Genomic DNA, 13,357 nt, shown 5'->3' on the forward strand with positions numbered 1-13,357 from the left:
CCAATGGAGATCAAATGTGGGAGCTGGCTTGCCTGCGATAGCATCACCTCGGAGTGCCTGATATACCGAGGTGTCTGCATCGCAGGCAAGCCAGCTCCCACAGGTGATCACGTCAGGTTTGGCGATCAAGTTTCTTCAGGAACACCGTCATTTCTTTTTCGGCCTGTTTGTCGCCATGGGCCTGGGCGGCTTCGATGCCCTTCTCCCATGCCAGGTGTGCTGCCGCGCGATCTTCCAATCCCAGCCGCGCCTTGCCCAACAACTTCCACGCCGCTGAATACTTCGGATCGAACTCGACGCATCGCTGCAAATGCTCGGCCGCCGTTGCGTTGTCCTTCAGGTCCAGATAACCCTTGCCCAGGCCAAAGCGCAGCAGCGAATTATCCACACCCTTGGCGAGCATTTTTTCCAGGGATTCGAGCATGACTGTGCGTCCTTTAGCTATATAGCGGTTTCGATATCGTCATCGCGGGCAAGCCCGCTCCCACACTTGGAACGCGATCACATGTGGGAGCGGGCTTGCCCGCGATGGCGGCGGCAGGCTCACTCAATTTTTTAATCAGAAAAAACTCAGCCCCACGTGGAACAGCTTCTCCACATCGCGGATATGTTTCTTGTCCACAAGGAACAAAATCACGTGGTCTCCGGTGGCGATCACCGTGTCGTCGTGGGCAATGATCACTTCTTCATCGCGAATGATCGCACCAATGGTGGTACCGGGCGGCAGGCCGATATCGCGGATCGCCTTGCCAATCACTTTGCTGGACTTGGAGTCACCGTGGGCAATCGCCTCGATGGCTTCCGCTGCGCCACGGCGCAACGAGTGCACGCTGACAATGTCGCCACGCCGTACGTGGGCGAGCAAGGTACCGATGGTCGCCAACTGCGGGCTGATGGCAATGTCGATATCGCCGCCCTGGATCAGGTCCACATAGGCCGGGTTGTTGATGATGGTCATCACCTTCTTCGCCCCCAGCCGCTTGGCGAGCAAGGACGACATGATATTGGCTTCGTCATCGTTGGTCAGGGCCAGGAAGATATCCGCGTCGGCGATGTTCTCTTCCATCAGGAGATCACGGTCCGAGGCGCTGCCTTGCAGTACAACAGTGCTGTCGAGGGTGTCGGACAAATGCCGGCACCGCGTCGGGCTCATCTCGATGATCTTCACCTGGTAGCGGCTTTCGATGGCTTCTGCCAAACGCTCGCCAATCTGCCCGCCGCCGGCGATGACGATGCGTTTGTAGCTTTCGTCGAGCCTGCGCATTTCGCTCATGACCGCACGAATGTTCGCCTTGGCGGCGATGAAAAACACTTCGTCGTCAGCCTCGATCACCGTATCGCCCTGGGGCAGGATCGGCCGGTCACGGCGGAAAATCGCGGCGACGCGGGTTTCCACATTCGGCATGTGCTCACGCAGCTGGCGCAATTGCTGGCCAACCAGCGGCCCGCCGTAATAGGCCTTCACGGCTACCAGTTGCGCTTTGCCTTCAGCGAAGTCGATAACCTGTAGCGCACCTGGAATTTCGATCAGGCGCTTGATGTAGTGGGTCACCACCTGTTCCGGGCTGATCAGGACGTCTACCGGGATGGCGTCGTTGTCGAACAGCCCGGCGCGGGTCAGGTAAGCCGCTTCGCGCACCCGAGCGATCTTGGTCGGGGTGTGGAACAGGGTGTGGGCGACCTGGCAGGCGACCATGTTGGTCTCGTCGCTGTTGGTCACAGCCACCAGCATGTCGGCATCGTCGGCACCGGCCTGGCGCAGCACCGTCGGAAACGACGCGCGGCCTTGCACCGTACGAATGTCCAGGCGGTCGCCCAGGTTGCGCAAGCGCTCGGCATCGGTGTCGACCACGGTGATGTCGTTGGCTTCACCGGCCAAATGTTCGGCCAGCGTGCCACCCACCTGCCCTGCTCCAAGGATGATGATTTTCATCCGGTCACTCCCTTAAAACCATTCAGCCGCGCGCGGCGGCAATCTTGATCAGTTTGGCGTAGTAGAAACCATCGTGCCCGCCTTCCTGCGCGAGCAGTTGGCGGCCGTGGGGCTGCTTGATGCCGGCGCTGGTGGCGAGGTCCAGTTCGCGCGCGCCGCTGGTGCGGGCGAGGAAGGCTTGGATGACCTCGGTATTTTCGGTGGGCAGCGTGGAGCAGGTGGCGTAAAGCAGGATGCCGCCCACTTCCAGGGTTGGCCACAGCGCGTCGAGCAGTTCGCCTTGCAACACCGCCAGCGCGGCGATGTCGTCGGGCTGGCGGGTCAGCTTGATGTCCGGGTGCCGACGGATCACACCGGTGGCGGAGCAAGGAGCGTCCAGCAGGATGCGCTGGAATGGCTTGCCGTCCCACCACGTCGCGGTGTCGCGGCCGTCGGCGGCGATCAGGTCGGCGCTGAGGCCCAGGCGTGCAAGGTTTTCCCGCACGCGCACCAGGCGCTTGGCCTCAAGGTCCACAGCCACCACACCGGCCAGGTCTTTTTCAACCTCAAGGATGTGACACGTCTTACCGCCTGGCGCGCAGCAGGCGTCGAGTACGCGCTGGCCGGGGGCCAAATCGAGCAGATCGGCAGCCAATTGCGCGGCCTCGTCCTGCACGCTGATCCAGCCTTCGGCAAAGCCCGGCAGGCTGCGCACATCGGCGGCGGCTTCCAGCACGATACCGTCCGTGCTGTACACGCACGGGGTGGCGTTAATGGCCGCGTCGGCGAGTAATTGCAGGTATGCATCCCGGCTGTGGTGGCGACGGTTGACCCGCAGGATCATCGGCGGGTGCGCGTTGTTGGCCGCGCAGATAGCCTCCCATTGCTCGGGCCAAAAGGCTTTCAGGGATTTTTGCAGCCAGCGCGGGTGGGCGGTGCGCACCACCGGATCATGTTCAAGCTCGGCCAACAGCGCTTCGCTTTCACGCTGGGCGCGACGCAGCACGGCATTGAGCAGGGCCTTGGCCCAGGGCTTTTTCAGCTTGTCGGCGCAACCGACGGTTTCACCAATGGCGGCGTGGGCGGGCACGCGGGTGTAGAGCAACTGGTAGAGACCCACCAGCAACAGCGCCTCGACATCCGCGTCCGCCGTTTTGAACGGTTTTTGCAGCAGCTTGGCGGCCAACGCAGACAACCGTGGCTGCCAACGGGCGGTGCCAAAGGCCAGGTCCTGCGTAAACCCCCGGTCGCGGTCTTCAACCTTATCCAACTGCGTGGGCAATGAACTGTTCAGCGAAGCCTTGCCGTTGAGCACGGCGGCGAGAGCCTTGGCGGCGGCCAGACGTGGGTTCATTGAGTGACCACTCCAAGCGTGGTGCCCAGGGCGAATTTCTCACGACGACTGTTGAACAAATCACTGAAGTTCAGCGCCTTGCCGCCGGGCAATTGCAGACGCGTCAGGCACAGCGCCTGTTCACCGCAAGCCACCAACAGGCCGTCTTTGCTGGCGCCGATGATCTCGCCGGGAGCGCCTGCACCATCGGCCAGGGTCGCGGCCAACACTTTCAAAGCCTCGCCGTTCAGGGTGCTGTGGCAGATCGGCCACGGGTTGAAGGCACGTACCAGGCGCTCAAGCTCCACGGCTGGGCGGCTCCAGTCGATGCGTGCTTCGTCTTTGTTCAATTTGTGCGCGTAGGTGGCCAGGCTGTCGTCCTGTACCTCGCCTTCCAGTGTGCCGGCAGCCAGGCCAGCGATGGCCTGGATCACGGCGGGCGGCCCCAATTCAGCGAGGCGGTCGTGCAGGCTGCCGCCGGTGTCTTGGGCGGTGATCGGTGTGGTGACTTTGAGCAGCATCGGCCCGGTATCCAGGCCGGCTTCCATGCGCATCACGGTCACGCCGCTCTCGCTGTCGCCTGCTTCAACGGCACGTTGAATCGGCGCCGCACCGCGCCAGCGGGGCAGCAGTGAAGCATGACTGTTGATGCAACCCAGGCGCGGTATATCCAGCACAGCCTGAGGCAGGATCAAACCGTAAGCCACCACCACCAGCAGGTCCGGCTTCAGCGCGGCCAGTTCGGCCTGGGCGTCGGCGTTACGCAGGGTCGGCGGTTGCAGCACCGGAATGTTGTGCTCCAGTGCTAATTGCTTGACTGGGCTCGGCATCAGTTTTTGCCCGCGACCGGCCGGGCGATCCGGCTGGGTGTACACCGCGACGATGTCATAAGGGCTGGCAAGCAGCGCCTTGAGGTGTTCGGCGGCAAATTCAGGAGTGCCGGCAAAAACAATGCGCAATGGCTCGGTCATGGGAGTTCTCGGTAAAAAACAGTCACAAAAGAAAAAGGCTTGCCGCAGCAAGCCTTTGGAAGAAGGGCATCAAGCTTGCTGGCGATGCTTTTTTTCCAGCTTTTTCTTGATCCTGTCCCGCTTGAGCGTGGACAGGTAATCGACAAACAGTTTGCCGTTGAGGTGGTCGCATTCATGCTGGATGCACACCGCCAACAGACCTTCGGCAATCAGCTCAAACGGCTTGCCGTCACGGTCCAGCGCCTTGATCTTCACGCGCAGCGGGCGTTCAACGTTCTCGTAGAACTCCGGCACCGACAGGCAGCCTTCCTGGTATTCGCCCATCTCTTCGGTCAGCGGTTCGAACTCAGGGTTGATGTACACCCGAGGTTCGCTGCGATCTTCCGACAGGTCCATGACCACGACACGCAGGTGCACGTTGACCTGGGTAGCGGCGAGGCCGATGCCCGGGGCTTCATACATTGTTTCAAACATGTCATCGACCAACTGACGAACCTTGTCGTCCACTACGGCCACCGGCTTGGCGATCGTGCGCAGGCGCGAGTCGGGAAATTCGAGGATGTTCAAAATAGCCATAAGCGTAATTGCTGCACATGTGAGGAAGAGACAAATCGGCGGTGGGATGGACCCATACGGCCGGTGTGAAACGCTCGGAAGCCGCGAAGGCTATGGCATTTCACGCGAACGCACATAATAAAGGAGATTCACCCCATGAGGAAATCGCTACTCGTCTTGCTGCTGTGGGCCCCGTTCGCCACGGCATTGATTGTGCAACCCACTGAGCGTCTGGATCAGGCCGCGCAACAGGCCATTCAGCATTTTTTACTGCACAACCGTATTTTTGACTCCCCCCACGACCTGGACAACGCGCCTTATATTATTGCGGCTCAAGGCGGGCGCGTGCTGGGTGCCAACGACGAGCGTGTGCATGCGCGCGGGCATCTGGACCCGGCCCAGCCCAGCTACGGGATCTTTCGGCGGGGCAAGGCCTACACCGACCCCGTTACCCAGGAATTACTCGGCATCAATGCCGACGACATCGGCACTGCACGCTTTGTGCTTGCCGACAGCCTCACCACCTTGGCAGTGCAACGGGTGACCCAGGAAATTCGCCCGGGTGACCGTTTGTTGCGCGCCGAGCCTCCCGTTGCTTTGGCCAGCCTGGAACCCTGCAAACCCGCACCCTTGATTACAGGGCACATCATCGACATCCCCAAGGGCGTCACGCAGATTGGCGTGCTCGATGCTGTGACCCTGAACAAGGGCCGCCGCGATGGCCTGATGGAAGGCCAACTGCTCACGGTGATCAAGGCTGGCGCCACCGTGCGAGACGCCCTCACCGGTACGCCCACGCCGCTCCCGGATGAGCGAGCGGGCACCCTGCTGGTGTTTCGCACCTACGAAAAGCTCAGCTATGCCCTGGTGCTCAGTGCTTCAAGGTCGTTGGCCGTGCAAGACCGTTTCGAGACGGCTCAACAAGCGCAATAAATAGCCTGCTAAATAAGTTACCAACAGAGTTATCCACAGCTTGTTCCGGTCAAGGATGATCATATGAATCCGATAAACAGTAGCGATATTTCCCCGGCAGAGCTGGAAGCCCGGCTACGCTTGCACAGGCTGCCAGAACTGGGGCCCAAGCGTTTTCACGTGTTGATCGAAGCCTTTGGTTGCGCTTCCAAGGCTCTGAGTGCTCCCGCCAGCGCCTGGCGTTCCCTCGGTTTGCCCGCCATCAGTGCCGAGGCCCGACGTAGCCCCAAAGTCCGTGACGGTGCCAGTGAGGCGTTGGCCTGGCTGGCGCGCCCGGCCCAGCATTTGCTGATGTGGGACCAACCAGAGTACCCGGCGTTGCTCGCGCAGATCGACGATGCGCCGCCGTTGTTATTCGTGGCGGGCGACCCCGGTATTCTGGAAAAACCACAGTTGGCCATGGTCGGAAGCCGGCGTGCCTCTCGCCCAGGCATGGACACGGCAGCGGCCTTTTCCCGCAGCCTGGCGAGCGCCGGTTTTGTCATCACCAGTGGGCTGGCGGTGGGCATTGACGGCGCAGCGCACCAGGCGGCATTGGACGTGGGCGGCCATACCATCGGCGTGCTTGGCACTGGCCTGGAAAATTTTTATCCACAGCGCCATCGCAAGCTTGCTGCGGCGATGATCGCCCAAGGCAGCGCCGTGGTTTCCGAGTTTCCGCTGGATACCGCGCCCCAGGCCGGTAATTTCCCACGGCGCAACCGGATTATCAGCGGGTTGTCGTTAGGCGTGCTGGTGGTGGAGGCCAGTATGTCCAGCGGCTCGCTGATCACCGCACGCCTGGCGGCGGAGCAAGGGCGTGAGGTGTACGCGATTCCGGGTTCCATCCACCACCCCGCCGCCAAGGGCTGTCATCAACTGATCCGTGATGGCGCGGTGCTGGTGGAAACCATCGAGCACATTCTTGAAGGCCTGCGCGGTTGGCAGCGGTTGCCCCCTGCTGCGCCGGTGCCCGTGACCCATCCGCTGGTGGCGCTGCTGCACGCGGCACCGCATAGCAGCGAAGCCTTGGCGATTGCCAGCGGCCGGCCGTTGTCCCAAGTGCTGGCCACCCTGACGGAGCTGGAGTTGGAGGGCCAGGTGATTTGCGAAAGCGGGCGCTGGCTGGCGCGGTGTCGGCTTTTGTAGTGGACGTTTTTGGCGCTAGGTTTTGTAACGAAGATCGGTAAACTGCCCAGAGCTTTAGTCCGGAGAGTAAACAATGGTCAACAGGTGGCGTGTGCTGGAAGCCGCACGGGAAATTCGCGCAGGCGCGGTGATCGCCTATCCGACCGAAGCGGTCTGGGGCCTGGGCTGCGACCCGTGGAACGAAGAAGCAGTGGATCGGCTGCTGGCGATCAAGAACCGCTCGGTCGACAAAGGCCTGATCCTGGTGGCGGACAATATTCGTCAGTTCGACTTTCTGTTTGAAGATTTCCCGGACACATGGATCGAACGCATGGCCAGCACCTGGCCAGGGCCGAATACCTGGCTGGTGCCCCATCAAGACTTGCTGCCCGAATGGGTCACGGGTGTGCACGACACCGTAGCGCTGCGGGTCAGTGATCATCCGTTGGTGAGAGATTTGTGCGCCGAGGTCGGCCCGTTGATTTCCACCTCGGCCAACCCACAGGGCCGCCCGGCAGCCCGCACTCGGATTCGCGTGGAGCAGTATTTTCGCGGGCAAGTGGACCTGGTGTTGGGCGGCGCCTTGGGTGGGCGCAAGAACCCGAGCCTGATTCGGGACCTGGTGACGGGGGATGTGGTGCGCCCCTCGTAGGTGCAGCTCGTTCCCACGCTCTGTGTGGGAACGCCGCATTGGACGCTCTGGGCCCGCTTGTGACGCAGAGCGTCACGGTATGCATTCCCACGCAGAGCGTGGGTACGATCTTAAGGCAGCAGGATGGTCGATCCAGTCGTGCGCCGCCCCGACAACTCCGTCTGTGCTTTGGCCGCCTCTGCCAGCGAGTAGCGCTGGTTGATATCAATGCGCACCTTGCCACTTTTGATCATCGAAAACAGATCGTCCGCCATCGCCTGCAAGTTCGCCGGGTTGTTCGCGTAGGTCGCCAAAGTAGGCCGGGTCACGTACAGCGATCCTTTCGCCGACAGAATCCCCAGGTTCACCCCATCCACCGCACCCGACGCATTGCCGAAGCTCACCAACAAGCCCCGCGGTGACACGCTGTCGAGCGAGGTCAGCCAGGTGTCTTTGCCGACGCCGTCATATACCACCGGGCACTTCTTGCCGTCAGTCAATTCCAGTACGCGTTGTGCGACATCCTCCTTGCTGTAGTCGATGGTTTCCCAGGCGCCCAGCGATTTGGCCAAAGCGGCTTTTTCCGGGGAGCTGACCGTACCAATCAACTTCACGCCCAGGGCCTTGGCCCATTGGCAGGCGAGGGAACCCACGCCACCGGCGGCGGCGTGGAACAAAATGGTTTCACCGCCTTTGAGCTCATAGGTCTGGCGCAACAGGTATTGCACGGTCAGGCCTTTGAGCATGGCACCGGCGGCCTGTTCAAAGCTGATCTCATCCGGTAGGTGCACCAGGTTGGCGGCAGGCAACACATGCAGCTCGCTGTAGGCACCCAGCGGACCGCTGCCGTAGGCCACGCGGTCGCCAACTTTGAATTGGCTGACTTCACTGCCCACCGCGTCCACCACGCCAGCGCCTTCCGCACCCAGGCCCGATGGCAGGGCGGGCGGCGCGTAGAGACCACTGCGGAAATAGGTGTCGATGAAGTTCAGGCCGATAGCTTCGTTGCGCACCCGAACCTGCTGTGGGCCAGGCTCCGCTGGCGTGTAGTCCACATATTCAAGTACTTCGGGGCCGCCATGGGCGCTGAACTGGATACGTTTGGCCATCTGCACTTCTCCTTGGGTTCGAATCTGCGTAGCCCCCTATCGGACTCCTAAGCTTGATCCTCGTCAACTGCTGTGCACCTAAGTGCAGTGGCATGTAGGCGCAGTGGTATCCTGTGCGCCCATTTGCCGCCGACGCCCCATGGGCCTCGCGTAGCTTTGCCCGATTCAAGGTGATGCCATGACTACCCGCACCGAGGCCGTTAAAGCCTACCTGCTTGACCTGCAAGACCGCATTTGCAGCGCCCTGGAAACCTTCGAGACGGACACTCGCTTTATCGAAGACGCCTGGACCCGGCCAGCCGGCGGTGGCGGTCGTACCCGTGTGATGGAAAACGGTTCGGTGATCGAAAAAGGCGGTGTCAACTTTTCCCACGTGTTCGGCAGCGGTCTGCCACCGTCTGCCAGTGCCCATCGCCCTGAACTGGCGGGCCGTGGGTTTGAGGCCCTGGGTGTGTCACTGGTGATCCATCCGCATAACCCTCATGTACCGACTTCCCACGCCAATGTGCGGTTTTTCATCGCTGAAAAAGAAGGCGAAGAACCGGTGTGGTGGTTCGGTGGTGGCTTCGATCTCACCCCGTATTACGGCAATGAAGAAGACTGCATTCACTGGCACCGCGTGGCCGAGCAGGCCTGTGCACCGTTTGGCCCGGACGTGTACTCCCGCTACAAGGCCTGGTGTGACACCTACTTCCACATCAAGCACCGCAACGAGCCCCGTGGCATCGGTGGGCTGTTCTTCGATGACTTGAACGAGTGGGGCTTTGACACCTGCTTCGCCTTCATCCGCGCCATCGGCGATGCCTACATCGATGCCTATCTGCCGATTGTGCAGCGTCGCAAGGCCATGGCGTACACCGAGCAACAACGCCAGTTCCAGGAGTTCCGCCGGGGCCGCTACGTTGAGTTCAACCTGGTCTATGACCGTGGCACCCTGTTCGGCCTGCAATCGGGCGGGCGTACGGAGTCGATCCTGATGTCGCTGCCACCTCAGGTACGCTGGAGCTACGACTGGAAGGCCGAAGCCGGCAGCGAAGAGGCGCGCCTCACCGACTACTTCCTGCAAGACCGTGACTGGCTCGGCGTTGCCGCGCCCAAGGCGGCGGTGTGATGGACCGTTATGTGGTGTTCGGCAACCCCATCGGCCATAGCAAGTCGCCGCTGATTCATCGTCTGTTCGCCGCCCAGACCGGCGAGCAACTGGACTACAGCACGATGCTCGCGCCGTTGGAGGACTTCACCGCCTGTGCCCGTGAGTTTTTCCAACAGGGCCGTGGCGCCAACGTGACGGTGCCGTTCAAGGAAGAGGCCTATCGCTTGGCCAATACCCTGACCGAACGTGCCCAGCGCGCCGGCGCCGTGAACACCTTGAGCAAGCTGGCTGACGGCACGTTGTTGGGCGACAACACCGACGGCGCGGGCCTGGTGCGCGACTTGACGGTCAATGCCGGGCTGTGCCTGCAAGGCAAACGCATCCTGTTGTTGGGCGCCGGTGGCGCGGTACGCGGTGCGCTGGAGCCGTTGCTGGCGCAGCAACCCTCGTCGTTGATCATCGCCAACCGCACCGTGGAAAAGGCCGAGCGGCTGGCTGAGCTGTTCGATGACCTGGGCCCGGTGTCTGCCAGTGGTTTCGACTGGTTGCGTGAGCCGGTGGATGTGATCATCAATGCCACGTCGGCCAGCCTGTCAGGCGATGTACCGCCGATTGCCGGCAGCCTGATCGAGCCGGGCAAGACCTTCTGCTACGACATGATGTACGCCAAGGAACCCACCGCATTCTGCCGCTGGGCGAGCGAGCAAGGCGCGGCGGTGGCGATGGATGGCCTGGGCATGCTGGTGGAGCAAGCGGCGGAAGCCTTCTTGCTGTGGCGCGGCGTGCGTCCGGATTCGGGCCCCGTACTGGCCGAACTGCGCCGGCAATTGGCCTGATTCCACACGCTGATGTGGGCACACTTAATGTGGGAGCTGGCTTGCCTGCGATAGCAATAGGTCAGTTACCCATGTGCTGGCTGATCCACCGCTATCGCAGGCAAGCCAGCTCCCACAGTTGATCGGGTTTAATCTTCGAAATGGAGGGGGCAGTTATCCGGCCCCTCCAGCTTCATCAATTCCTCGACCACCTGCGGCCTGGCCCCACGCAACGTCAAGCTACGGCCCAACCCCGCCAACCGCCGCGCCTCCTGGTGCAGCATCTCCACCCCGGAATAGTCGATAAAGTTGATCTGCTGCGCCTCGATCACCACCCGCTCACCCTGCAGACGTTGCAGGCGCACTTGCAGGTAATGGCTGGCGCCAAAAAAGATCGAGCCGCCCACCCGCAACACATCCGCTTCACCGTCGCGCCAGTGTTGCACCCGTGGCTGCGAGGTGCGTTTGAGGTAGAAAAACAGCGACGCCAGCACCCCGGCATAGATCGCCGTTTGCAGCTCCAGCAACAAGGTGGCGACACAGGTCAGGCTCATCACCACAAATTCGGCGCGGCTGACCCGGAACAGCGCACGGATGCCGCGGTGGTCCACCAGGCCCCAGCAGATCAGCAGGATGCTCGCCGCCATGCTCGGGATCGGAATATGCGCAATCAACGCTGCGCCAAATAACGCGAATAACGCCACCCACAGGGCCGAAAAAACCCCCGCCAATGGCGAGCAGGCACCCGCCTCATAACTGAGGCCCGAGCGGGTGAACGATCCGGCTGACAGGTAGCCGGAAAAAAATCCGCCCACGATGTTGGATAAACCCTGGGCGCGTACTTCCTGGTTGGCGTCGATCAGTTGTTGCGAGCGGGCGGACAGCGAACGGGCAATCGACAGGCTGGTCACCAACCCCAGCATTCCCACCGCCACGGCACTGGGCAGCAGGCGTAGTACCAGATCCAGATCCATCGGCAACGGGCTGAACGGCGGCAGTATGCCAATAAACGAACTGACCCGTGCCACATGCCCGAACATCGCCGGCAACAGCCATGCCGCCAGGCTGCCCAACACCAAGGCGATCAACAATGTCGGCCAACGTGGCACCAGGTACTTGAGCAGCATACCTGCCAGCAATGTACCCAGCCCCAGGGCCAGGGACGCGTGGTCCCACTCGCCACGATGGTCGATCAGCGCCAGCAGGCCATTGATAGCCGTGGCCTGGCTCGGTAAATCCAAGCCGAGTAGGTTTGGCAGTTGCCCCAAGGCGATCACTACGGCGGCACCCAGGGTGAAACCCAGCACCACCGAATGGGAGACAAAGTTCACCAACGCGCCGAAGCGCAGCAGGCCGAGCAACCATTGGAATACCCCGGCGAGGAAGGTCAGCAACAGGATGAGGGTGATGTAGTCCTGGGAGCCTGGCACGGCCAGTGGGCTGATGCTGGCGTAAAGCACGATGGAGATGGCGGCCGTGGGCCCGCAGATCAGGTGCCAGGACGAGCCCCACAGGCAGGCGATCAATACTGGGATGATGGCTGCGTAGAGCCCATATTCGGGTGGGAGACCGGCGATCAGTGCGTAGGCAATCGACTGCGGCAGCGCAAGCACAGCGCCGCTGAGGCCGACGATCGCGTCCCGGCCGACGCTGGCGCGGGTTTGGCGCGGCAGCCAGCGCAGGAAAGGCAAGAGTGTATGGCGGTTGGGCCGGGGCATCGCAGGCTCGGATAAAGGGTTTTGGCAAGAGTATCAATATGCATGGGTACCTGTGGGAGCTGGCTTGCCTGCGATGCTGGCGCCTCGGTGTGAGAGGCATACCGGGGTGATGCTATCGCAGGCAAGCCAGCTCCCACGGGGTCGCCGGCAAGCGTCAGAGTTGATCGTTCCCACGCTCTGCGTGGGAATGCTGCTCGGGACGCTCTGCGTCCGATTTTAACGTCAGAGTTTGGCTTTTACCGCCGGCAACGCCTCCTGGCCGTCCAGGGTTTTCACCCCCTCCAGCCACTGGTCCAGGACCGCCGGGTTGGCCTTGATCCACGTCTTCGCCGCCTGCGCATTGCTGACCTTGTTGTTCGCCACGTCAGCCATGATGCTGTTCTCCATGGCCTGGGTAAAACTCAGGTTGGTCAGCAGTTTGCCGACATTGGGGCACGCTTGTGCGTAACCCTTGCGAGTCAAGGTATAGACGCTGCCGGTGGCACCAAAGTACTGCTCGCCGCCCTTGAGGTAGCGCATTTTCAGTTGCACGTTCATCGGGTGCGGGGTCCAGCCGAGAAAGGTGATGAAACGCTGTTTCTTCACCGCTCGCGAGACCTCTGCGAGCATCGCCTGTTCGCTGGACTCGATCAGCTTCCACTGCCCCAGGTCGAAATCATTTTTCTTGATGATCTCCTGCAACGAGATATTGGCTGGTGCGCCGGAGCCGATGCCGTAGATCTTCTTGTCGAACTTGTCGGCAAATGTGTTCAGGTCGGCAAAGTCATGCACCCCGGCGTCCCACACATAGTCCGGCACGGCGAGGGTGAACTCGGTGCCCTCCAGGTTCTTCGCCAGTTGCACCACATCGCCGTTGGCCACGAACTTGTCGTAGAAGCCCTGCTGCGCCGGCATCCAGTTGCCGAGGAAGACATCCACCTGGCCGTCCTTGAGCCCGCCGAAGGTAATCGGCACCGCCAGGGTGTCGACCTTGGGTTGATAGCCCATGCCCGTCAGCAGGAAACTGGTGATAGCGTTGGTGGCGGCAATATCGCTCCAGCCTGGATCGGCCATCTTTACCGTTTCGCAGCGAGTGTCTGCGTACACCTGGGCGCTGCTGAGCACCACCAAACTCAGTACCACGGTCAACTTTTGCATGGCC

Annotated in this window: 13 protein-coding genes; 5 read left to right on the forward strand and 8 right to left on the reverse strand. The window is 61.6% G+C overall.

Annotation, left to right across the window (positions count from 1 at the left end; translation table 11 throughout):
• Positions 1-112: 112 nt before the first annotated feature.
• The 5 genes from BOP96_RS11595 to def form a co-directional block, all read right to left on the reverse strand.
• Positions 113-424: a tetratricopeptide repeat protein gene (locus BOP96_RS11595; RefSeq protein ID WP_014716286.1), complete on the reverse strand. Its 312-nt coding sequence runs from the start codon at positions 422-424 to the stop codon at positions 113-115.
• Between the two features lie 135 nt (positions 425-559).
• Positions 560-1,933, reverse strand: a complete 1,374-nt coding sequence (gene trkA / locus BOP96_RS11600) for a Trk system potassium transporter TrkA (protein WP_014716287.1) — start codon at positions 1,931-1,933, stop codon at positions 560-562.
• Positions 1,934-1,955: 22 nt separating this feature from the next.
• Positions 1,956-3,266, reverse strand: coding sequence for a 16S rRNA (cytosine(967)-C(5))-methyltransferase RsmB (gene rsmB, locus BOP96_RS11605; protein ID WP_073452727.1), 1,311 nt, complete (start codon positions 3,264-3,266; stop codon positions 1,956-1,958).
• Entirely contained in the window at positions 3,263-4,216 is a 954-nt protein-coding gene (gene fmt, locus BOP96_RS11610; RefSeq protein ID WP_014716289.1) for a methionyl-tRNA formyltransferase, read from the reverse strand. The genes rsmB and fmt overlap by 4 nt, the downstream gene beginning before the upstream one ends.
• Positions 4,217-4,285: 69 nt before the next feature.
• On the reverse strand, positions 4,286-4,792 hold the full coding sequence (def, locus tag BOP96_RS11615) for a peptide deformylase (RefSeq protein ID WP_003187273.1): 507 nt from the start codon (positions 4,790-4,792) through the stop codon (positions 4,286-4,288).
• Positions 4,793-4,927: 135 nt separating this feature from the next.
• On the opposite strand from def, the gene BOP96_RS11620 reads away from it, so the two are divergent.
• The 3 genes from BOP96_RS11620 to BOP96_RS11630 all read left to right on the forward strand — a co-directional run bounded on the left by BOP96_RS11620 (position 4,928) and on the right by BOP96_RS11630 (position 7,502).
• Positions 4,928-5,704: a hypothetical protein gene (locus BOP96_RS11620; RefSeq protein ID WP_014716290.1), complete on the forward strand. Its 777-nt coding sequence runs from the start codon at positions 4,928-4,930 to the stop codon at positions 5,702-5,704.
• Between the two features lie 63 nt (positions 5,705-5,767).
• The gene (gene dprA, locus BOP96_RS11625) at positions 5,768-6,871 is read left to right on the forward strand and encodes a DNA-processing protein DprA (protein WP_073452729.1); all 1,104 of its coding nucleotides are present in this window, start codon (positions 5,768-5,770) and stop codon (positions 6,869-6,871) included.
• 73 nt (positions 6,872-6,944) lie between these two features.
• A complete protein-coding gene (locus BOP96_RS11630; protein WP_014716292.1) occupies positions 6,945-7,502 on the forward strand; it encodes an L-threonylcarbamoyladenylate synthase in 558 nt (185 codons plus the stop codon).
• 110 nt (positions 7,503-7,612) lie between these two features.
• Here BOP96_RS11630 and BOP96_RS11635 read toward each other — a convergent pair whose 3' ends face one another.
• On the reverse strand, positions 7,613-8,590 hold the full coding sequence (locus BOP96_RS11635; protein ID WP_014716293.1) for a quinone oxidoreductase family protein: 978 nt from the start codon (positions 8,588-8,590) through the stop codon (positions 7,613-7,615).
• 178 nt (positions 8,591-8,768) lie between these two features.
• On the opposite strand from BOP96_RS11635, the gene hemF reads away from it, so the two are divergent.
• Both hemF and aroE read left to right on the forward strand, forming a co-directional pair.
• Positions 8,769-9,701, forward strand: coding sequence for an oxygen-dependent coproporphyrinogen oxidase (hemF, locus tag BOP96_RS11640; RefSeq protein WP_014716294.1), 933 nt, complete (start codon positions 8,769-8,771; stop codon positions 9,699-9,701).
• On the forward strand, positions 9,701-10,519 hold the full coding sequence (gene aroE, locus BOP96_RS11645; RefSeq protein WP_073452732.1) for a shikimate dehydrogenase: 819 nt from the start codon (positions 9,701-9,703) through the stop codon (positions 10,517-10,519). The genes hemF and aroE overlap by 1 nt, the downstream gene beginning before the upstream one ends.
• 128 nt (positions 10,520-10,647) lie before the next feature.
• Here aroE and BOP96_RS11650 read toward each other — a convergent pair whose 3' ends face one another.
• Both BOP96_RS11650 and choX read right to left on the reverse strand, forming a co-directional pair.
• The gene (locus BOP96_RS11650; protein WP_073452734.1) at positions 10,648-12,216 is read right to left on the reverse strand and encodes a SulP family inorganic anion transporter; all 1,569 of its coding nucleotides are present in this window, start codon (positions 12,214-12,216) and stop codon (positions 10,648-10,650) included.
• Between the two features lie 222 nt (positions 12,217-12,438).
• Positions 12,439-13,353, reverse strand: coding sequence for a choline ABC transporter substrate-binding protein (choX, locus tag BOP96_RS11655; protein WP_014716297.1), 915 nt, complete (start codon positions 13,351-13,353; stop codon positions 12,439-12,441).
• Between the last annotated feature and the right edge of the window lie 4 nt (positions 13,354-13,357).

Source organism: Pseudomonas sp. FSL W5-0203, assembly GCF_001896155.1.
GTDB lineage: Bacteria > Pseudomonadota > Gammaproteobacteria > Pseudomonadales > Pseudomonadaceae > Aquipseudomonas > Aquipseudomonas paracarnis.